Annotated in this window: 17 protein-coding genes; 10 read left to right on the forward strand and 7 right to left on the reverse strand. The window is 66.1% G+C overall.

The window, feature by feature from the left end:
- Complete coding sequence (locus ON21_RS34465; RefSeq protein WP_039805132.1) at positions 1-837, reverse strand: alpha/beta fold hydrolase; 837 nt, start codon at positions 835-837, stop codon at positions 1-3.
- A 325-nt stretch (positions 838-1162) separates the two neighbouring features.
- Here ON21_RS34465 and ON21_RS34470 point away from each other — a divergent pair, with 325 nt between their 5' ends.
- From ON21_RS34470 to ON21_RS34505, 8 genes are all read left to right on the forward strand, one after another.
- Positions 1163-2956 (forward strand): thiamine pyrophosphate-requiring protein, encoded by a 1794-nt coding sequence (locus ON21_RS34470; RefSeq protein WP_039805134.1) that lies wholly within the window; start codon positions 1163-1165, stop codon positions 2954-2956.
- 104 nt (positions 2957-3060) lie between these two features.
- A complete protein-coding gene (gene ctaD / locus ON21_RS34475; RefSeq protein WP_039805135.1) occupies positions 3061-4758 on the forward strand; it encodes an aa3-type cytochrome oxidase subunit I in 1698 nt (565 codons plus the stop codon).
- Positions 4759-5068: 310 nt separating this feature from the next.
- Complete coding sequence (gene prpD / locus ON21_RS34480; protein ID WP_039805137.1) at positions 5069-6571, forward strand: 2-methylcitrate dehydratase PrpD; 1503 nt, start codon at positions 5069-5071, stop codon at positions 6569-6571.
- Positions 6571-7485: a methylisocitrate lyase gene (gene prpB / locus ON21_RS34485; protein ID WP_039805138.1), complete on the forward strand. Its 915-nt coding sequence runs from the start codon at positions 6571-6573 to the stop codon at positions 7483-7485. The genes prpD and prpB overlap by 1 nt, the downstream gene beginning before the upstream one ends.
- A complete protein-coding gene (locus tag ON21_RS34490; protein ID WP_039805140.1) occupies positions 7485-8609 on the forward strand; it encodes a bifunctional 2-methylcitrate synthase/citrate synthase in 1125 nt (374 codons plus the stop codon). Before prpB ends, ON21_RS34490 begins: the two co-directional genes overlap by 1 nt.
- 206 nt (positions 8610-8815) lie before the next feature.
- On the forward strand, positions 8816-9517 hold the full coding sequence (locus tag ON21_RS34495) for a DUF6069 family protein (RefSeq protein WP_086006531.1): 702 nt from the start codon (positions 8816-8818) through the stop codon (positions 9515-9517).
- Positions 9518-9596: 79 nt separating this feature from the next.
- Positions 9597-10694 carry a cutinase family protein gene (locus tag ON21_RS34500; RefSeq protein WP_306307733.1) on the forward strand — a complete coding sequence of 366 codons (1098 nt, stop codon included), beginning with the start codon at positions 9597-9599 and terminating at the stop codon, positions 10692-10694.
- 296 nt (positions 10695-10990) lie between these two features.
- A complete protein-coding gene (locus ON21_RS34505) occupies positions 10991-12703 on the forward strand; it encodes an acyl-CoA dehydrogenase family protein (protein ID WP_039805143.1) in 1713 nt (570 codons plus the stop codon).
- A gap of 356 nt (positions 12704-13059) precedes the next feature.
- On the opposite strand, the gene ON21_RS34510 is transcribed toward ON21_RS34505, so the two are convergent.
- From ON21_RS34510 to ON21_RS34520, 3 genes are read right to left on the reverse strand one after another with little or no spacing between them, the layout of a single operon-like run.
- Positions 13060-14553, reverse strand: coding sequence for an aspartate ammonia-lyase (locus tag ON21_RS34510; protein WP_083881082.1), 1494 nt, complete (start codon positions 14551-14553; stop codon positions 13060-13062).
- Positions 14553-15620: an asparaginase domain-containing protein gene (locus tag ON21_RS34515; RefSeq protein WP_157171166.1), complete on the reverse strand. Its 1068-nt coding sequence runs from the start codon at positions 15618-15620 to the stop codon at positions 14553-14555. The genes ON21_RS34510 and ON21_RS34515 overlap by 1 nt, the downstream gene beginning before the upstream one ends.
- Entirely contained in the window at positions 15617-17095 is a 1479-nt protein-coding gene (locus ON21_RS34520; RefSeq protein WP_051021766.1) for an amino acid permease, read from the reverse strand. Before ON21_RS34520 ends, ON21_RS34515 begins: the two co-directional genes overlap by 4 nt.
- 198 nt (positions 17096-17293) lie before the next feature.
- On the opposite strand from ON21_RS34520, the gene ON21_RS34525 reads away from it, so the two are divergent.
- Positions 17294-17971 (forward strand): FadR/GntR family transcriptional regulator, encoded by a 678-nt coding sequence (locus tag ON21_RS34525; RefSeq protein ID WP_218004206.1) that lies wholly within the window; start codon positions 17294-17296, stop codon positions 17969-17971.
- A gap of 589 nt (positions 17972-18560) precedes the next feature.
- Here ON21_RS34525 and ON21_RS34530 read toward each other — a convergent pair.
- The gene (locus tag ON21_RS34530) at positions 18561-19598 is read right to left on the reverse strand and encodes a medium chain dehydrogenase/reductase family protein (protein ID WP_039805145.1); all 1038 of its coding nucleotides are present in this window, start codon (positions 19596-19598) and stop codon (positions 18561-18563) included.
- Between the two features lie 75 nt (positions 19599-19673).
- On the reverse strand, positions 19674-20249 hold the full coding sequence (locus tag ON21_RS34535; RefSeq protein WP_039805147.1) for a TetR/AcrR family transcriptional regulator: 576 nt from the start codon (positions 20247-20249) through the stop codon (positions 19674-19676).
- Positions 20250-20639: 390 nt separating this feature from the next.
- On the opposite strand from ON21_RS34535, the gene ON21_RS34540 reads away from it, so the two are divergent.
- A complete protein-coding gene (locus ON21_RS34540; RefSeq protein ID WP_157171167.1) occupies positions 20640-21011 on the forward strand; it encodes a hypothetical protein in 372 nt (123 codons plus the stop codon).
- A gap of 264 nt (positions 21012-21275) precedes the next feature.
- Here ON21_RS34540 and ON21_RS34545 read toward each other — a convergent pair whose 3' ends face one another.
- The gene (locus ON21_RS34545) at positions 21276-22049 is read right to left on the reverse strand and encodes an SDR family NAD(P)-dependent oxidoreductase (RefSeq protein WP_039805148.1); all 774 of its coding nucleotides are present in this window, start codon (positions 22047-22049) and stop codon (positions 21276-21278) included.
- Positions 22050-22115: the final 66 nt, after the last annotated feature.

Below are 22115 nucleotides of genomic sequence, written 5' to 3' on the forward strand. Positions count from 1 at the left end.
CTATGCCGTGGGTGCCACCGACGGGCCGTCCGCGGTCGTCGCTGTGAAGCCGAGCAGGAGTTCGCTGGTCGTCTCCGGCGCTTCCAGCATGGGTAGGTGACCGACGCCGGGCAGTATCTCGACCCGTGCGTTCGGTGCTGCCTCGTACCGATGCGCGGACGACGGCTCGTAGCGGGGGTCGGCGGCGCCGAAGAGCACCAGAACGGGGACATGGAGGTCGGCCAGACGTTCGGGCGCGTTCCGCTCGGCGACGTAGGCCGTGTAGTGCCGCAACACTTTTCGGAACACGTGGTAGTCGACGCGCTTCAAGTCGGCGACCATGTCGTCCGGGATGTCCACCGGGCGAGCGGTCGTCGCGCCGATGCCCTTGCGGATCACCGCGTCCGACCGTCTCGGCCACAGGAGCGGGCCGAGGGGCGGAGCCAGCAAGGCGCGGAGGATCAACGGCTGGGGCAGGAGCGCATCGAGACCGGGGGCGGTGCTGAGCAGCGCGAGCGACCCCACCAGGTCGGGGCGTTGTTCGGCGAGCGCGATGGCGACATAGCCGCCGCTGGAGTGTCCGGCCACGGGGACGTGCCGCAGCCCGAGGTCGTCGAGTAGCGCGACCACGCGGCCGGCCTGTTCGGACACGTCGTAGGACGGCGCGGGCGGGGACTGGCCACACCCAGGGAGGTCGATCCGGATGACGTGATGGTGCGTGGCGAGTGCGCCGATCATCGGGCCCCAAGAGGCGCCCGAGGCGCCGGACCCGTGAATGAGCAGCAGCGGCGGCGCTTGCCGCGTGCCATCGTGCACCACGCGCATTCCCTGCGATTGCTCGACGTCGTAATCACCCATGCGCGGGACGATACGGCGGCTACCGGCGCTCGTCTTGGACAAATGTCAGCCCCACTGCCGCTGCTCGGCGGGACCCCGAGCCGCAGCCCAGAGGCTGCAAGGCCGCACGGCCATCGCCCATCAGGAGATACCGCACGAGCCGCGGGCAGACCTCCTGACCTTTCGGCGCGTGTGGCGGGCCGCATGGCCGATCCTCTCGATGAGACAGGCGGACATCGGAATAGGCGCGGATACCCGTGCGGTCGCCGCCTATGCCTGGTTGAGCCCTGCTCGCCCGGGTAACCGGCTCCGGAGACGACACCTCGAAGGCGGACAGGAGAACGACATGGCTGACCAGGTCGCCGACTATGTCTTGCGACGACTGCGTGACTGGGGCGTGCAGCAGGTGTTCGGCTATCCCGGCGACGGCATCAACGGCTTGATCGCCGCGTTCGGGCGGGCCGACAACGAACCCGCGTTCATTCAAGCGCGCCACGAGGAGATGGCCGCTTTCCAGGCGGTGGGCTACGCGAAGTTCAGCGGTGAGGTCGGCGTCTGTACCGCCACGTCGGGTCCGGGAGCGATCCATCTACTCAACGGCCTCTACGACGCGAAACTCGATCACGTGCCGGTCGTGGCGATCGTCGGGCAGACCGCGCGCAGCGCGATGGGCGGCAGCTATCAGCAAGAAGTCGATCTGCAGAGCCTGTTCAAGGATGTCGCCTCGGACTATCTGGTCGAGGTCAACGTTCCCGATCAATTGCCCAACGCGCTCGATCGCGCGTTCCGTATCGCCACCACCCGCCGGGCCCCCACGGCGCTGATCATCCCCTCCGATCTGCAGGAGGAGCGCTATCAGCCGCCCGAGCACGCGTTCAAACAGATCCCCTCCAGCCCGCCCGCCGCACTGCACGCCACGGTCACCGCGGACCGCGCCGGCATCGAACGAGCCGCCGAGATCATCGACGCGGGATCGCGTGTCGCGATCCTGATCGGGCAAGGTGCCCGCGCTGCCGCCGAGCAGGTGATGGAGCTGGCCGAGATCACCGGGGCCGGGGTGGCCAAGGCGCTGCTGGGCAAGGATGTGCTGTCGGACGACCTGCCGTACGTGACCGGATCGATCGGACTGCTGGGTACCCGGCCCAGCTACGAGATGATGCGTGACTGCGACACTCTGATGATCGTCGGATCGAATTTCCCGTATTCGCAATTCCTTCCGGATTTCGGTCAGGCGCGTGCGGTGCAGATCGACATCGACGGGGCCATGATCGGCATGCGATACCCCACCGAGGTCAACCTCGTCGGTGACGCGAAACGAACGCTCACCGAACTGCTTCCGCTGCTGAGCCGCAAGTCCGATCGCGGCTGGCGGGAGACGATCGAATCCAATGTGGCGCGCTGGTGGGACACGATCGAACGCCAGTCGCTGCTGGAGGCGAAGCCGGTGAATCCCATGCGGGTGGTGTGGGAGCTGTCGCGGTGCATTCCCGAGGACGCCATCGTGACCGCGGACTCGGGGTCCTCCACCAACTGGTACGCCCGCTGTCTGCGGTTCCGCGGGCGGATGCGGGGCTCGCTGTCGGGGACGCTGGCCACCATGGGGCCCGGTGTGCCGTACGCGATCGGCGCGAAGTTCGCCCACCCGGACCGGCCGGTGGTCGCTCTCGTCGGTGACGGCGCGATGCAGATGAACGGTTTGGGCGAGTTGCTGACCATCCGCCGTTACCACGAGCAGTGGCGCGATCCCCGGCTTGTGGTGTGCGTCTTCCACAACAACGACCTGAACCAGGTGACGTGGGAGCTGCGCTCGATGGGAGGTGCCCCGAAATTCGAGGAATCACAGTCTCTGCCGGATGTCTCCTATGCCGAACTCGCCCGCACGTACGGCTTGGGCGCCATCGCCGTCGACGATCCGAACGATCTCGCGCCCGCTTGGGAGGCGGCGCTGTCGGCCGAGCGGCCGACCGTGCTGGATGTGCGCTGCGATCCGGAGGTGCCGCCGATTCCACCGCACGCCACGTGGGACCAGATGAAATCCACCGCGGAAGCAATTCTTCGTGGCGACCCGGACGCCTGGCATCTCGTGACACAGGGCGCGAAAGCCAAGGCTCAGGAATTCGTGCCCGGCCACCGCGGGTGAGCTCTCGATCGCTTCGCCGCGGCGCGACCGGCGGGCGAGGTTTGCGTTCGTCATCGGAGGGTAGTTCCGGCCAGCCGAGCCCGGACCGCAGGTGAGGAGCATTGATGACTCAGGTGTCGTACCCACTCGCACCGCAGCTCACGCCGACCAAGCCGTATCCGGCGCGAACCGCTCCGAAGGGGTCGGTGCTGTGGAAACTGGTCACCACGACGGATCCGAAGGTGCTCGGGATCATGTATCTCGTCGCCGCCACCGCCTTCTTCCTGCTGGGCGGGCTGATGGCGCTGCTCATGCGCGCGGAACTGGCCCAGCCGGGCCTGCAGTTCCTCTCACCCGAGCAATACAACCAGTTGTTCACCATCCACGGCACCGTCATGCTCCTGCTGTATGCGACTCCGACGGTTTTCGGATTCGCCAATGCGGTCCTCCCGCTGCAACTCGGCGCACCCGATGTGGCCTTTCCGCGCCTGAATGCGCTGAGTTTCTGGCTGTTCCTCTTCGGAGGAACGATGGTGGTCTCCGGATTCCTGACGCCGGGTGGAGCCGCTGATTTCGGATGGACCGCGTATACGCCGCTGAGCGATATCATCCATGCGCCCGGAGCAGGCGCCGATCTGTGGATCATGGGCTTGGCCGTATCCGGGTTGGGCACGATTCTCGGCGCGGTGAACATGATCACCACGATCGTCTGCCTGCGCGCGCCGGGGATGACGATGTTCCGCATGTCCATGTTCGGGTGGAACATCCTGGTGACGAGCGTGCTGGTGTTGCTCGCGTTCCCGGTACTCACCGCCGCCTTGATGGCGCTGGCCTACGATCGGCATCTCGGCGGGCACATCTACGACGCCGCCACCGGTGGCGTCCTGCTCTGGCAGCATCTGTTCTGGTTCTTCGGGCACCCCGAGGTCTACATCGTCGCGCTGCCGTTCTTCGGGATCATCAGCGAGATCCTTCCCGTGTTCAGCCGTAAACCCCTCTTCGGCTACGGACCTCTGGTCTACGCCACGATCTCGATCGGGGTGTTGTCGGCAGCGGTATGGGCGCATCACATGTTCGCCACCGGGGCGGTGCTGATGCCCTTCTTCTCGATGATGACCTTCCTGATCGCGGTGCCGACCGGGGTGAAATTCTTCAACTGGATCGCCACCATGTGGAAAGGGAACCTGACCTTCGAGACGCCGATGCTGTTCGCCGTCGGCTTCATCGTCACGTTCTTGTTCGGTGGACTGTCCGGTGTCATCCTCGCCAGCCCGCCGCTGGACTGGCAGATCCACGACACCTACTTCGTCGTAGCCCACTTCCATTACGTGCTGTTCGGCACGATCGTTTTCGCCACTTTCGGCGGGATCTACTTCTGGTTCCCCAAGATGACCGGGCGCTACATGGACGAACGTCTGGGCAGGCTGCATTTCTGGACGACATTCGTCGGCTTCCACACGACCTTCCTGGTCCAGCACTGGCTGGGCGCCGAAGGCATGCCGCGCCGGTACGCCGACTATCTACCGACCGACGGATTCACCGCGCTGAACGCGGTGTCGACCGTCGGATCGTTCATTCTGGGCGTCTCGATGATCACGTTCGTGTGGAATGCCTTCCGCAGCTACCGTTACGGCGAAGTGGTCACGGTGGACGACGCCTGGGGCGGGGGAAATTCGCTCGAATGGGCCACGACCTGTCCACCTCCCCGGCACAACTTCTACGAACTGCCCCGTATCCGGTCCGAACGCCCGGCCTTCGAACTCCACTACCCGCACATGCGCGAGCGGATGCGCACCGAACTGCACGTCGGCTGGCGCTCGTAGGCATGATCGTGCCGCGCGTCCGCATCGGGCGGCGCGGCTGATCGGCACGGTCGCCGCGCGGGCTTGTTCCCGACGAGTTCGCCGGCCGGTCGGCTCGCGCCGGTCAGGTGCGTTGGTCCGTTGGCGTGGACGAACGTCGAGATCCGACGTCGGACTCGGGGTGCGTCCATGCCCACACATTTTCGCAATCTCCGCAGATTCGCTGATTTCGATACGCAAATCTCGGCATTTGCAATGGATTTTCCGCTTTCGCAGGCCTGGGTAATGTGCGAAATCAGAACCCGGAAATGATGGTCTGGAGGCTCCCGTCGTGAAGAACCACCTCGTCCGCACGCACCGCTCCGCAGAGCACTTCCCGCGCGAGGAGCATCTCGCGTGGCGGATCGCCGAGGTCGCCGCGGATCCGGTGGCGGTCGCGCCGGAGACCGAGGAGATGATCGTCAACCGGATCATCGACAACGCGGCGGTAGCGGCGGCGGCGGTGACGCGCCGTCCGGTGGCCAACGCGCGCGCCCAAGCGCTGGCTCACCCGTACCGGCCGGGCGCGGCCGTCTTCGGCGTCGACGGCCGATACGCCCCGGAGTGGGCGGCCTGGGCCAACGGTGTGGCCGTGCGCGAACTGGATTTCCACGACACATTCCTGGCCGCGGAGTACTCCCACCCCGGTGACAACATTCCATCGATCCTGGCGGTGGCCCAGCATGCCGGACGCGGCGGCCGGGAGCTGATCCGCGGGTTGGCCACCGCATACGAGATCCAGGTGGATCTGGTGCGGGCGATCTGCCTGCACGCGCACAAGATCGACCATGTCGCCCACCTCGGCCCGTCCGCTGCCGCGGGTATCGGCACTCTGCTGGGACTCGACACCGAGACCATCTACCAGGCCGTAGGGCAGGCACTGCACACCACCACCGCGACCAGGCAGTCACGCAAGGGCGAGATCTCCAGTTGGAAGGCCTACGCACCGGCTTTCGCGGGGAAGATGGCGGTGGAGGCGGTCGACCGTGCCATGCGCGGTGAGAGTTCGCCGTCGCCGATCTGGGAGGGTGAGGACGGGGTCATCGCCTGGCTGCTGGACGGTCCGGGCAAGGAGTACTCGGTGCCGTTGCCCGGCCCGGGTGAACCCAAGCGCGGCATTCTCGATACCTACACCAAGGAGCATTCCGCCGAGTATCAGAGCCAGGCGCCGATCGACCTGGCGCGCCGGATGCGCGAGCGGATCGGCGACCTGGACCGGATCGCCTCGATCGTGCTGTACACCAGCCACCACACGCACGTGGTGATCGGCACCGGATCGGGCGATCCGCAGAAGTTCGACCCGAAGGCGTCCCGGGAGACCCTCGACCACTCCGTCATGTACATCTTCGCCGTCGCCCTGCAGGACGGCACCTGGCATCACGAGCGCTCCTACGCCCCCGAACGCGCGCAGCGGCCCGATACCGTCGAGTTGTGGCGCAAGATCTCCACCGCCGAGGACCCGGAGTGGACACGGCATTATCACTCGACCGACCCGAACGAGAAAGCCTTCGGCGCCCGCGCGGAGGTCACGTTGAAGAGCGGCGAGGTGATCGTCGACGAACTGGCGGTGGCCGACGCGCATCCGCTGGGGGCGCGGCCGTTCGCGCGAGACCAGTACGTCGCGAAGTTCCGCACCCTCGCCGAGGGCGTGGTGGATTCGGCCGAGCAGGACCGATTCCTGGAAGTGGCACAGCGTACGGGCGAGTTGTCCGCCGGCGAGCTGCCACAGCTGAATGTCACGGTGTCCGAAGAGGTTCTGGCGCGTGCGCCGAAGCTGCCGAAGGGACTGTTCTGATGACGGGACTGCTGGCCGCGGCCACCTCGGCCGCCGACAAACGTGCCGCGTTCCGCGCTGGGCTCGCCTCGGGTCACCTACAGCGTCTCCCGGGAGCGTTCAATCCCCTGGTGGCGCGGCTGATTCAGGAGATCGGCTTCGAAGGCGTCTACGTTTCCGGCGCGGTGGTCTCGGCCGATCTGGCGCTGCCGGATATCGGACTCACCACGCTGACCGAGGTGTCGGAGCGCGGTCGGCAGATCGCGCGGGTGACCGATCTGCCGGTGCTCATCGATGCCGACACCGGCTTCGGGGAGCCGATGAACGCCGCGCGCACCGTCTCGATCCTGGAGGACGCCGGAATCGCGGGCTGCCACCTCGAGGATCAGGTGAACCCGAAACGGTGCGGTCATCTCGACGGCAAGACCGTGGTGCCGACCGAGGAGATGGTGCGCAGGCTCCGGGCCGCGGTGTCCGCCCGGCGGGATCCCAACTTCGTGATCTGCGCGCGCACCGACGCCGCCGCGATCGAAGGCATCGACGCGGCGATCGAGCGGGCCGAGGCATACGCAACGGCCGGTGCGGACCTGATCTTCACCGAGGCGTTGCATACCGTCGCCGATTTCGAGAAGTTCCGGGCTGCCGTACCGATTCCGCTGCTGGCGAATATGACCGAATTCGGCAAGTCGGACCTTGTTCCGGCGGCGACGCTGGAGAGGATCGGCTACAACGCGGTGATCTACCCGGTTTCCGCACTGCGGTTGGCGATGCACGCGGCCGAGGCGGGTCTGCGCGAGATCTTCGACAAGGGCACCCAGTCGGGTCTGCTCGACCGTATGCAGCACCGCAGTCGCCTCTACGAACTTCTCCGGTACGAGCGATACGGTGAATTCGATTCCCGCGTCTTCGATTTCACTCCGGGAAGGAACCAGTGATGACCGACACCGCGATACCGACCGTATACAAAGGTCTGGCAGGCGTCGTCGTCGACACCACCGCCATCTCCAAGGTGGTACCCGAAACCAACTCCTTGACCTACCGCGGCTACGCCGTGCAGGACCTGGCCGCTCACTGCGGTTTCGAGCAAGTGGCGTATCTGCTCTGGTACGGCGAGTTGCCGTCGGACGCCGAACTGGAGCGGTTCCAGCAGCGGGAACGCGCTTTCCGCCGGGCCGACCGGTCACTGCTGTCGCTGGTGGCCAAGTTGCCCGACACCTGCCACCCGATGGATGTGGTCCGCACCGCCATCAGCTACCTCGGCGCCGAAGACCCGGCCGAAGACGACAATTCGGCGAAGGCCAATCGCGCCAAGGCGCTTCGCATGTTCGCGGTGCTGCCGACCATCGTCGCGGCGGACCATCGCCGTCGCCACGGCCTGGCCCCGATCGCACCGCACTCCCACCTGGGGTACGCGGAGAACTTCCTGAACATGTGCTTCGGAACCATCCCGTCGCGCGAGCTGGTCAAGGCGTTCGAAGTGTCGCTGATCCTGTACGCCGAGCACAGCTTCAACGCATCGACCTTCGCCGCCCGCGTCGTGACTTCCACGCTGTCGGACATCTACAGCGCCGTCACCGCCGCCATCGGCGCTTTGAAAGGGCCACTGCACGGCGGTGCGAACGAAGCCGTCATGCGCGACATGCTGGAGATCGGCGACCCCGCACTGGCGGGGGAGTGGTTGCGTACCAAGCTGGCGAACAAGGAAAAGGTGATGGGCTTCGGCCACCGTGTCTACAAGAACGGCGACTCCCGTGTTCCCACCATGAAGAAAGCCTTTCTGGATATCGCCGCGGCTACCGGTGGCCAGAAGTGGGTGCGGATGTACGAGGTCCTCGCGCGCACCATGCACGAGGCCACCGGCATCGAACCGAATCTCGACTTCCCGACCGGCCCCGCCTACTACCTGCTCGGGTTCGATATCGCGGTGTTCACCTCGATCTTCGTGATGAGCCGGATCACCGGATGGACCGCGCACATCATCGAGCAAGGCGAGTCGAACGCGTTGATCCGGCCGCTGAGCGAATACGTCGGCGTCCCGCAACGCACGGTCGTCGCCTGAAACGCCGTGCGGCGGATCGTCATCAGGTCCGATCGGGCTCCTTCGCGCGCCGCGCAGCGTTCAGGCGGGTTGTTTCGCAGTTTTCCGTCACGAGACGGAAGTCCGTGGCGTGGTCAGCGGGGCGAAGTCGGGCAGGGGGCAGCGGCCTGTCCGGTCCCGCCCTACACTCGACGCACACGCAAGCTCTCCACGGAGGTGATCGGCGGTTGAATCCCATGGATCCGCGCGACCAGCACACCGCACGTTATGAAGCCGGTTATCAGCCGGGCGAATACCGTGATCCCGGGTACGGCCAGGATCGCGGCTACGGCCAGGCTTCCGGATACGGCCAGGATCGCGGGTACGGTCAGGCTTCCGGGTACAGCCAGGCTGCCGAGTACGGCCAGGATCACAGGTACGACCAGGTCTCCGGATACGACCAGGATCAAGGACGCGGCGTGTATCCGCCCTCCGAATCTCCGCACCGGCAGTCACGATCGCGGCAGGAGCCGGACGTCAATATCGGCATGTTCGTCGGCGGTGTGATCGCGGCGGCGGTGGTGACGGCGCTGGCGGCCTGGTTGTGCGCCTGGATCATCGAGATCATCGCCACCCGAGTGAGTGAGAGCGGCAAGTTCGGGGTGTGGAACCCGATGGCACAGGATGCGTACTGGTTCGCTGTGGTGGCATTCATCTGCGCGCTGCTGGGCGGGGTGCTGTGGTATCTGCTGCGCCTGGGCACTCCGTCGCCGGAGTTGTTCTTCGGCTGGATCGTGGGCATCCTCACCGCCGCGGCGGTGATCATTCCCCTGGCACTGTCCAGCGACCTCTGGGTGGGTATCTCCACCGGGATCGAACATTTGGTGATCGGGCTTCCGATCTTCAGCCTCGTGCGCATGGTCGGCGCCAAGAGCATGGTGTACCGGTGAGCGGGGGAACGTCGGCTATGTGATCGGCCGTTCTCGTAACGGTCGACGGCGGAGTCGGCTTGGATCGCGCCGAATTCGGGTGTCCAGCGCCCATTTGTGCTGCCCGGACGGGGCTGAGACCCAAAGCTGGACGAGCCGCTATGTTAATAGATATTCTATCGATTGGATGTTGTGCGGCTCCCTTGTGTCCGCACGGTCGGTGCTCGGCTCGATGAGGAGTGGCGCAGGCATGGATCGGTTCAGGCGGCGCGCGGCGTCGAAACACGTTCTCACTCGATGGAAATCGATCGCCGCTGCGTGCGTAGCCGTGGCGGTGACCACCATTCACCTCGGTGTCGCGTCCGTTGCGGATGGCGCGCCGGCCCATTGCCCGGATTTGTACGTCGTGGCGATTCCGGGAACGTGGGAGACGTCCAACGCCGATCCGGGCAAAGGAATGCTTGCTCTGAGCCTGAGTGATCTACCCGGGGACGTCCAGGTCGACTATGTCCCTTACGCGGCGACGGCATTTCCCTGGGAAAGCGAAGTGTACGGCCGTTCCAAGCGGGAGGCGATCGACAAAGCGCGCATGCTGGTCTCGGCGATGGCCCAGGCGTGTGGGGCCACTCGAATCGCATTGCTCGGATACAGCCAAGGCGCGGATGCGGCAGGTGATCTCGCGGCCGAGATCGGTACCGGGCTCGGCGTGGTGCCGCCGCACCGGGTCGTCCTGGTCGGGCTGATCTCCGATCCCCGTCGCTCGCCCGGCGACGTTCTGATCGGTCCGCCCGTTCCGGGCGCGGGTGCGATCGGGCCTCGCCCGGGAGGTTTCGGCTGGCTTGCCTCGCGGACCTATACCTTCTGCGTAGCGGGTGATCTGTATTGCGCGATGCCGGACGGTGACTTCGCCGGCCGCATCGCCGGCTTCTTCGTGCAACTCTCGAATCCGGATCCCGAGAAGATGGGCGACTATCAGCGGCAGGCAACCGAGATCGTCGGCGACGCCCTGGCCGCGGGCGGTCTCGGCCTCTTGTCCGATCAGCTCAACGCCTCCGCTTACGAACAGCGGAAGCTGCAGATCGATGAATTCCTGAAGTCCGGTATCCACCAGAGCTATCCCGCGTACGCGATCGGTCCCGACGCGGCCACGCCGTTGACCTGGCTGCGGCAGCGCATCATCGAGGCGGCCAGCTCCTGATCGTCCGTTCGGCAACGGGCGTCCGGCAGTCGGGGCGATCGAGCCGGAGAAGGTGACCGAAGGCGTTCTGTCGCGGACCATATGGAACCGCGGCCGAACTCGCTCGGCACCGGGAAGTGCGTCGATCGGTCCTGGTGCAAGCGGTGCTCGCGGTGGGCGGCGAGTCCGGAGCGACCGGGGTCACCGTGCGCGGCGTCTGTCGGCGGGCTGCTCTCACCATTCGGGGTCGCAGATTGACGGCAGCTGCCATCGGTCATAAAGTGACGGCACTTGCCATCAGTTCGAAAGGTGTCGTCATGACCCTGTTCAACCCGAAGACCGAGACGTTCGAGGAGTTCGATCCCGCCACGCGGGCGCGGCTACGGTCGGTGGTGGACTTCTTCGAACGGAAGGGCAAGCAGGCGCTCACCGGCGACGCGCACCGGGGGGAGTGGTACGAGGACTGGATGCGGTTCCTCGCCGAGAGCCGGATCATCGCCTACATGGCGACCCCGCGGGCGCACGCGGGCGGGGATCCGGACAAGCGCTGGGACACCGCGTTCATCTCCCGGTTCAACGAGATCACCGGCTTCTACGGATCGCAGTACTGGTATGCGTGGGGTGTCTCCACGCTCGGCCTCGCCACCATCTGGCAGAGCGCCAACGGCAAGGCGCACCTGCGGGCCGCCGAGGAACTCGACCGCGGCGGAATCATCGGGTTCGGGCTGTCGGAAAAGGACCACGGCGCCGACATCTACGCCACCGATATGCTGCTCACTCCCGACGGGACAGGTGGATTCACCGCCACGGGCAGCAAGTACTACATCGGCAACGGCAACGTGGCCAGGATCGTGCCCACCATCGGCAGGCGCACCGACCTGGAGGGTTCCGACGCCTACGTCTGGTTCATCGCCGACAGCCGGCACCCGAACTACCGGCTGGTCAAGAATGTCATCCACGGCCAGAATTTCGTCTCTGCCTACGACTTGGCGGATTATCCCGTCTCGGCCGACGACGTACTGCACATGGGCCGCAAGGCATTCGACTCCGCGCTCGCCGCGGTCAACTGCGGCAAGTTCAACATCGGCATGGTCGCGCTGGGCATCGTCGAGCACTGCTTCTACGAGACGATCAACCATGCCGCCGCCAAGATCCTGTTCGGGCACCCTGTCACCGACTTCCCACAGGTGCGCCAGATCCTGAGCGACAGCTACGTGCGCATGAACGCCATGCGGCTCTACCACGAGCGAGCGATCGACTACATGCGCTGCTCGACCACGGAGGACCGCCGCTTCGTGATGTTCAACTCCATCGGCAAGATGAAGGTCACCCGCGAAGCCGAGCGCGTGTTCCGTGAACTCTCGGACGTGATCTCGGCCAAGGGATTCGAGAAGGACTCCTACTTCGCGACGGCGCGCGGCACCATCGACTCGATGCCGCGGCTGGAGGGCACCGCGCATGTGAATATGGCGTTGACGTTGAAATTCATGCCGAACTTCTTGTTCAACTCCGCGGATCTGCCGCCGGTCCCGGTGCGACGGGATCCCGGCGACGACGAGTCGCTGTTCCGGCAACCGGGCGCGGCGGGTCTCGGCGGAGTGCGATTCGCGGATTGGCACCCGGCGTACGAGCGCTATCGGCACCTGCCCAATGTGGCATTGCTCGTCGAGCAAGCCGAGCGATTCACCCAGTTTCCCGTGCAGGCGCCACCCACCCCGGCCCAACTCGAGGATCTGGATTATCAGCTCGCGGTCGGGGAGTTGTTCACGCTGCTGCCCTACGGGCAGCTCATTCTGGAACAGGCCGAGATCAAAGGGGTGTCCGAGGATATCGTCGACTCGATCTTCGAGATCTTCGTGCGCGACTTCTCCGCGTATGCGCTGGGGGTGTTCTCGAAAGCCTCTTCGACCACGGCTCAGCAGGATTGGGCGTTGAGCGTGCTGCGAAAGCCGATCATCGACGACCAGCGAACCGCACGTCTGCGCGACGAGGTGATGAGCCACGCGGGCACGTTCGAGATGAACCCTTAGCCGGGTGGCGGTCCTCGCGGCGCTCGGGCGCGGACGCCGCGGGGTGCCGTGAATCACGAGTAACTTGTTGCTGCGCGCCGATCATGGTCGCTGGGATTCGCCCGGTTGGCAGCTCGCTGAGAATTGTGGAGGTTGGCGTGGGCGTCGAGGTCAGGACCCCACCGCGCTGACCGATGGCGCGGCCCGGTGGCGAGCGACGACCGCGCTGCCGGGCCGCGACGTCGATCCGGCGGCGCTGTCGCCGACCCGGCCGCGGCTCGGACAGCCGCGCAAGCGGTCCTCGACTCGACTCCCGGCGCCTGACCGATGCCCACCTATCTGCATGTGCTCGGCGTTGCGGGGGTGCACGTCTGGTTTCAGCGGGAGGTTCCGAAGCGGTGCCGATCTGTCGGCGCTTGTCCGACGGCGCGTGTGTGGACTGTATGGCCGAGTGGTTTGGTTTCGGCCGCGCGTCCGGTGAGGCCCGCGAGTCGACGGGCTGCGAGTATTTCCTCGATCGCTTCGGGTGTGAGCAAGCCGCGTTCGATCGCGATCTCTGCGACGGATTGCCCGGTTTGCAGCGCCTGTTTGGCGATGTGGGCGCTGGCGGCGTAGCCGATGTAGGGGGTCAGCGCTGTCACGATGCCGACGGAACGTCGAACGCCTTGCTCGAGGTGGTCGCGGTTGGGGGTGATGCCCGCGACGCATTTGGTTGCCAAGGTGTCGACCGCGGCGGTCAGGTGTGTGGTTGTGCGCAGCATGCCGTAGGCGATGATCGGTTCGAAGGCGTTGAGTTGCAGCTGCCCGGCCTCGGCGGCCATGGTGACGGTCAGGTCGTTGCCGATGGCCTCGAAGGCGACTTGGTTGACGATCTCCGGAATGACCGGGTTGACCTTTCCCGGCATGATCGATGATCCGGCCTGGACCGGCGGCAGGTTGATCTCGCCGAAACCGGTTGTTGGACCTGAGGACATCAACCGCAGGTCGTTGCACATCTTGGACAGTTTCACCGCGACCCGCTTGAGGATGCCGGAGACCTGAACGAAGGCGCCGCAGTCCTGGGTGGCCTCGATCAGGTTGGCCGCAGGAGTGACGAGTTCGCCGGTGAGTTCGGTGAGGTGGGCGCAGGCCAGTGCCGGGTAGCTCGGGTGGCCGTTGATGGCGGTGCCGATCGCGGTGCCACCGAGGTTGCTCTCGCACAGCAGGGCGACGCCTTCCTGGAGCCGATCGCAGTCCTCGCCCACCATGATCGCGAAGGTGCCGAATTCCTGTCCGAGGGTCATCGGCACGGCGTCTTGCAGTTGGGTGCGGCCCATCTTGATGACGTCGGCGAATTCGTCCGCCTTGGCGCCGAAGGCCTCCGCGAGGCGGCGTAGAGCGGCGACGAGGTCGCGGATGTGCCGCACGACGGCGAGCCGGACGGCGGTCGGGTACACGTCGTTGGTGGATTGGCCGAGGTTGACGTGGTCGAGCGGGTGCAGTTCGGTGTAGGTCCCGCGGTCGTAGCCGAGCAACTCCAGAGCCCGGTTGGCGATGACCTCGTTGGCGTTCATGTTCGTCGAGGTTCCCGCGCCGCCTTGGATCGGGTCGATCGGGAACTGGTCGTGCAGCGCGCCGCCCCTGATCTCCGCGCAAGTCGATTCGATCGCCTCGGCGCGGCGAGAGTCGAGGATACCGAGCTCTCGGTTGGCGCGGCAGGCGGCCTGCTTGACCGCGGCGAGCGTGGCGACGAGCGCCGGGTATCGGCCGATGCTGTCGCCGGTGATGGTGAAATTGTCCAGCGCGCGTGCGGTGTGGATGCCCCAATAGGCGTCGGCGGGCACAGCGCGGCTGCCGAGGGAGTCCTGTTCGGTTCGGGTGCTGTCGGTCATTATCGGCTCCGTGCGGTGAGGGCGTCTTCGTGGGTGGATACCGGGGGAGCGCCGGCCGTGTCCGACAGCTCGCCGAGCATGTTGGTCGTGATCCAGTCCCGCAGCCGATCACCGGAGAAGCCGAGGTCGACGAGGTAGGCCAGTTTGGCCAGTGCCGCCTCTCTGGTCATGTCCCCTCCGCTGATCGCGCCCGCGTCCAAGAGCGCTCGTCCGGGCAGGTAGCGCTCGAGATCGACCGAACCGCTGTCACACTGGGTGATCACGACGATCGGGGTTCCGCGCCGCGTCGCCGTCCGGATCGTCTCGATGACCTCGGCTGTGTGCGGCATCGTGCCCGAGCCGTAGCACTCCAGGACGACTCCACCGGGATACTGCCGGATCGCCGCGCTGAGTAGATCGGCGTGCAGTCCCGGAAAGACGGTGAGCAGTCCCACCGGAAGGTGGGCCGCGGTGCTGCGCCGATGCGGTAGCGAGGACACAGGGGACGGTGGTGGGGTGAATTCGCGGACCGTGGTGAAGCCGTCGTAGTCGTCACACGCACGTTTGCTGGCCCGCACGGCGGGATGCAACCTCGAGCCGAATGCGAGGTATGTTCCCGGAACTGGTCGGGCGGCGATGGAATCCAGTGCCAGATGCACGTTGTGTTGCGCGTCGCTGCCGGGCTGACCGAGCGGGATCTGGGCACCGGTCAGCACCACGGGGGCTGCGAGATCGCGCAGTTCGAAGGCGACGCGGGCGCCGACATAGGCCATGGTGTCGGTTCCGTGAATGACGACCACGCCGTGCGGGCGCTCCGACTCGATACGGCGCCGCACCCACTGCGCGATCCGGAAGGCGGTGTTCGAGTCGGCGGCGCCGCTGTCGATGACACGGTCGGATTCGGCGTAACAGAACTCGACCGCCCGGCCCCTCGCGTCCTCGTATCGAGCGATGGCCTCGGCGACTTCGGCAGCGATTCCCGACCGCGGTGCCATACCCGCGCCCTGGTCCGCCATACCGAACGTGCCGCCGGTGTAGAGCACGTGAACCCGCAACGCTGTGGGAAGTGCTGTTCGGTGAGTGCTCATGCGCCCCGCGCTCCCTCCGCGTCGTCCGGGTGATCCAGCGGGGCGAGCACGTTCGGATCGAGCCGACCCCTGATCCGGAACCATCCCGCGACCATGGCCGCGACGACGGCGGTGAACACCGCCAGCGTGATACGGCCGATCTCGTCGTCGAAGAACATCAGCGCGACGACACCGGCCAGGAACACCAGGGTGAGGATGTTGAGCACAGGAGCGAACGGAAGCCGGAACGCCGGGCGGCGGTACTCGCCCTGCTGGGACTTCCGCACGAATATCCAGTGGCAGATCATGATCGAAGCCCAGGTCCCGACGATGCCGAGACCGGCCAGGTTCAGCACGATCTCGAACGCTTTCTGGGGGACGAGGAGATTCAGCACGACACCGGCAATGCCCACCGAACTGGTGATCAAGATTCCGCCGTAGGGGACGCCGCGGCGATTCATCCGGGCGGCGAAGCGTGGCGCCGCCCCGGCCACGGCCATCGACCGCAAGGTGCGACCGGTCGCGTACAGACCCGCGTTCAAGCTCGACATCGCGGCGGTGAGCACGACGAGGTTCATGACATCACCCGCGTGCGGGATCCCGATGGAGCTCATGACGGTCACGAAGGGGCTCTCGCTGGGGGAGTAGGCCGTCCACGGCAGCAACAGCGTGAACAGCACCACCGAGCCCGCGTAGAACAGGATGATCCGCCACATGATCGAGTTCACGGCCCTCGGGATCACGGCGGCTGGGTTGTCGGATTCACCGGCGGCCACGCCGATCATCTCCGTCCCGCCGAAGGCGAACACCACCCCGAGCGCGATGGTCAGCATCGGAGCGAGACCATGCGGGAAGAAGCCGCCGTTGTCGGTGATCGTCGACAAGCCGGGGACATTGCCGTCGACCGGTGTGCCGGTGACGAGGAAGACCACCGCCAGCAGCATGAACGCGACGATGGTGCCGACCTTGATCAGCGCGAACCAGAACTCGAACTCGCCGAACAGGCGCACCGACACCACGTTGAGACCGACCACCACAGCCAGCGCGATCAGTGCGAGGACCCACTGGGGGATCGGCACGAACGGCGACCAGAAATGCACGTACAGCGCCACGGCGGTGATGTCGGCGACCAAGGTGGTCGACCAATTCAGGAAGTACAACCAGCCGACCGAATAGGCCCCGCGCTCGCCGAGGAACTCGCGGGCGTAGGAGACGAACGCACCGGATGACGGCCGGTACATCACCAGCTCGCCGAGCGCGCGCACGACCATGAAGGTGAAGACGCCGCACACGATGTAGACGATGGCCAGCGACGGCCCGGCCAGCGCCATCCGGCCGCTGGCTCCGAGGAAAAGCCCGGTGCCGATGGAGCCGCCGATCGCGATCATCTGCATATGGCGCTTGCGTAGCTGTTTCTGATAGCCGACGTCGCCGATGTCGAGCTTCGCTGGTGGTGGGGTGGCTGGCCGGGCCGACAGTTCGTCGTGGTGCGTCATGGAAACCTTCCTTGGGCCGAGTCCAGCCTGCGCGGCGAACCACTGGGACGGATAGAAGTATGGCTGCCATGCGGTCAGGCTGTAAGACAGGTTGTACTGTAATTCGGGTCACACCCCCTGTCAATATCGATCCTCGGCGCGAAACACGCTGGACCTAGCGTTTTGACGCTCTATCGGCGGATCTCCATACTTGGTCACGTGACAGTCGAAGAAGGCCGGGTGCACCGCATCGGCGCCACGGAAGCGGTCTTTCGTCGGCTTAAGGAGCTGATCCAGAGCGGCGAGTATGCGGTGGGCGACCGCCTGCCCGCCGAGCTCGCCTTGGCTCAACAGTTCGGCGTCAGCCGTCCGGTGGTGCGGGAGGCGCTGCACGCCTGCGCGACCCTCGGCCTCACCGAAACGCATACGGGCCGAGGGACTTTCGTCGTCTCCAAGAAGGAGAGCCCGCAGCTGACGTTCGCCGGTGTCGACGCCGCAGATCTGATCGAGGCCCGCCAACTCATCGAGATCCCCACCGCGGGGTTCGCAGCGCAACGCCGCAGGCCGGACCAGCTGCGGCGGCTTTTCGAGCTGCTCGACAAGCTGGCGCGGGCCGCCGACGCCCGCGAATGGGTCCGTTACGACGGCGAGTTGCACACCGCCATCGCGGCCGCCAGCGGAAACAGAATGCTGACCGCAGTGGTCGCCGACACCCGCCGCGCGCTGGACCCGCAGTCGGAATTCCTCAATCTGACCCAAGACCGCCGCGCCGACTCCGATCGCGAACACGAGGCCATCGTCCGGGCCATCGAGGCGGGCTCACCGGAGGCCGCGCGCCAAGCGATGGCCGACCACCTGGAACGGGTAGCGGACACGATCGCCCGCATCGGCGAGTAGCAGGAAGCGGGTCGCACGCATCCAACCCGAGCGGCGGAGAAGCCCTGTTCGTGCGGTGTGGGCGGCCTCATGCGATTGTTCGTCTTCGCGCGACGAGCATGCGCTTGCTGCCAGCGCGAGCCCGGCCAGGCACAGGACGACCATGACTGGTCGATGCATTTGGTCTCCCTTTCCGCGCAGTCATGTCGCGCGCCGAGATCACGATGCAAGGCGTTGCGACGGTATCCAGGGAGTGCGGTGGCCCGTCGAGCTCGCTGTGGTGTATCCCAATCGAAGTCGCTCGCAGAACTGGAGGGCGGGCGCGGATCGTGCCGTTATCGCAGCGACTACGGATTTCTCGGTGGGATCTTCGCCTGGGACAGGGCGTACGCCCCGTGGCCGACCAGCCAGTCGGCTCGGATACGACGGTCGATTGTCGAGGAGCACGCGCAGAGCGGAACGGTGCGGCGCGGTGGCCGAGTTGCTCTTGGACATAACAGATCTCCTGTGCGAAACGTGGCGCTAGCGGTGGACGCGGTCTGGTGGATGCGGGTTGGCAGGGTCGGTGTGTGCTGGTTTGCGTGGTGGTGAGAACGCCGACAGGCGTCGCTCAGTGGTGGGCGTCGGCCACGATCACGACTTTGCCGATGACCGTGCTGGACTCGGCGAGTTCCATGGCGCGGGCGGCCTCGGTCAGGGGGATACGGGCGGCGATCTGGGCTCGCAGCGCGCCTTTGGCGGCGAGGTCGAAGATGTTGCCCAGGTCTTCGGCGATGCGGCTGCGGAAGCGGGGGAGATTTCGTTTGCCCGCCCACAGGTTGAAGAAGTGCGCATTGCGGTGGTTGGGCAACATGTTCCACAGCATCAGCCGGATGAGCAATTTCAGCACTGGAAGTCGCGAGTTGCCCTCGTCGTTCTTGGTGGCCGCGGTTCCGTAGGAGACCAGCGTGCCGTGTGGGGCCAGCAGGGCGAACGAGTCGCGGATGCCGGGACCGCCGATGTGATCGAAGACCGCGTCCACGCCCTGGGGAGCGAGGAGGCGAACCTGGTGCGCCACATCGCCTCGGTAGTCGACCCAGGTCGCGCCGAGGGCTTCGATGGCGTCGGCGTTGCGCGCCGAGGCGGTCCCGATGACGTGGATTCCGTGGGCGCGGGCCAGCTGGACGAGGGTGGAGCCCACGCCGCCGTTCGCGCCGTGTACGAGGATGGTCTGCCCGGTTCGCGCCTTCGCGGTCCGGAAGAGCATCTGCCATGCCGTGATGCCGTTGACGACGAAGGTCTCCGCCTCGGCGGCGTCGAGTCCGGTGGGGACCCGCACGAGGTCCGCGGCGTCGAGCAGGGTGTGGCTGGCCCAGCCGCCGGTCTTGGTCAGCGCGGCGACGCGGCTGCCGACCAGGGCTGGGTCCACACCGGCTCCGACCGCGGTCACGACTCCGACCAAGTCGTAGCCGGGCACGAAAGGAAACGGTGGCTGGTCGTAGTACTTGCCGCGCCGCATCTGCTGCTCGGCGAAGGAGACGCCGCTGGCTTCCACTCGGACGAGGGCTTGGCCCGGCCCGGCTGCGGGCAGGTCCCGGTGGGTGATCAGCAGTCCCCGCGGCTCGACGCGGCCGGGAAGGACGATCTCGGTGGCGGTGATGGTGGACATCGATTCTCCTAGTGTGTGACTGATCAATCACTCGATGAGTGAAAGAAATGCCCCCGAAGGGGCGATGGGATCGGGTCAGTAAGTGTTCGGGTGGCGAATGCCTGCTGTGAGAATGGTGGCCCACGGGCTGGGGTCGCCCTCCAGTCCGAGGGTGGTGATCAGGTGGCAGAGCTGCCCGAAGGCGATGAATCGTTGCACGAGTTCGTCTTCGGCGCCGGAGCGCCGTTTGGCCAGTTCGGTCACGCCGGCCAGGCCGCGCCGCAGCGCTTCGCCGATTTCCGGGACATCCGCCACGGACTGGGCATGGACCTGCAGCATCAGCAAACTCTTGTCGCTGATGAGTTCGGCGTAAGCCCCGCCCATCGCGTACAGGATCTGCTCGGGGCCGGCGCCGCGGTCGACACCACGGGCAGCGCCGGAGGACATCGCCCGCTCGATCGAGTCGAAGCATCGTTGGAGCGCGGCGACGAACAGTGTCACTTTGCTGGGGAAAAGTTTGAAGACATACGCCGGTGAGATCTGTGCGGTCGCCGCCACGGTGCTGATCGGTGTGCCGTGGTAACCGGCCCGGGCGAACTCGGTGATCGCGGCGTCTACGACGGCGTCGCGACGCTGGTCCGATCGGGAGAGTGTGGCTCCGCTCCTGCTCATGTGAGTGACTGTACACTCACTGTGCGAAGCCGGCAACAGAGTGCGCAACCCCCCAACGTCGACGCGATCGGCGCACATCAACTATTGCTTCTCTCCTGGGCCAGTGGGAACAACGGTGCGAAACCGGCCCGCTGACCCGGGTCCGCACACGCTTCGGCCCCCGTAGGCATGGCCGGGTGCTCGTCATGCACCGCGGTGCGTCGTGGATTTCGTCGTCGGCGACATGCTCGGCGAGCAGCGCGTCGATCTGGGCCGTCTCGCTGCGGGTGCGCCTGAGCGGTTTGCGCCCCACCTCGGGTCTACATCGCCACGATCATGACCATGTCACGGCGATCGGCCCGCTCGACAAACCGATAGCCGGGATCCAGGGATCCGCATTAGCATCGCGCGGTGACGAAAGAACGCCGCCGAGTGCTTACGGTGGGTGAGCTGCAGTACCTGTGGAAGACCTACCACCAACATGTAGACGGCTGCGAGGAAGTCCTGCGATTGCGGCAAATCGGGTCGGTGGCAGGACTGACACTGGTCTTCCGGCCCGACGATGAGCGCCATGTCCCAGACGGCGGGTTTTCCGCTGCCGGTGATATCTGGATCGGTGACCGTTTGCTGAATCTGAACATGCCCAGCGTGGTCCGGGCGTTTGTCGACGCGGCTGTCGAGGCGGGCTGGATGGCCGAGACGCGCACGGTCGGCCGCCGCAACGGCTGGGACCTGTTCGATGATGCCTACGCCCGCAATGCCAACTGCTTATCGACGCTTTGAGCACCGAAATCACCGCCACATTCCGTCGCGAGTCACTCGCGAGGCATGTGCGGAGAGCCGGGCCCCCCATGGCGGATGTTCGCAGCTCGGTTGCCGATCCCTCGAGGGTGTGGCCGTCGTAGTTTTCGGTGAGATCGAGGTATTCGATGAAGTCGTCCGAGCGCCCCGAACCGGGAAGTAGGCGCGATTCGCGTGGCCTCGACCATGCGTTCGCCAGAGGCGGTGTGCGGGTGCCGCGCCCCGCACACCGCCTCTGTCCGGTGCTCACCAGGACGGTGATTTCGGCCCCAGGAACAGGCCGCCGTTGACCTCCAGTGTCTGACCGGTGACCCAGCGTCCGTCGTCGGAGGCGAAGAAGGCCACCGCGTCGGCGATGTCCGAGCCGCGGCCGACGCGTTCGAGCGCGGTCATGCCCGCCACACCGGGGATCGCACCGTCGTTGGTGTGCAGCCAGGAATTCATGTCGGTGTCGGTGATGCCGGGCGAGACCGTGTTCACCGTGATCCCGCGCGGCCCCAAGGTGTTGGCCAGTGATCGGCCGAGCACGTTGAGCGCGCCCTTGGTCATGCCGTAGACGACCTCCGGTGTGGCGAACCAGGTGACGCCGGAGGAGATGTTGACGATGCGCCCGCCGTCGCGCAGCAACGGCAACGCCCGCTGAACGATGAACAACGGCGCCCGCACGTTGACCGCGAACAACCGGTCGAAGTGCTCGGGCGTGGCCTGCTCGACCGTGGCGTCATAGGCGATGATCGCGGCGTTGTTGACCAGGATGTCCAACGGCCGGTCACCGAGTCCCGTGGTGAGTTCGCCGAACAGTTGGTCGATGTCCCCGTCGACGCCCAGTTCGGCGCGGACCGGGAAAGCCCGGCCGCCCGAGCGCCGGATCGCCGATACCGTGGCTTGCGCCGCCTCCATGTTGGTGCCGTAGTGCACGGCGACTTCGGCGCCGTCGGCGGCCAGACGCTCGGCGATGGCCCGGCCTATTCCCCGCGAAGCGCCGGTCACCAGGGCGGTCTTTCCGTTCAAGTCGGTCATTGCGCACTCCCGCATTGTTGTAACGTAACGCTCCCTAACATCGCTGGCGGGCGCTATCGTATTCCC

This window comes from Nocardia araoensis NBRC 100135, from assembly GCF_000308435.1.
In the GTDB taxonomy this organism is placed as follows: domain Bacteria; phylum Actinomycetota; class Actinomycetes; order Mycobacteriales; family Mycobacteriaceae; genus Nocardia; species Nocardia araoensis.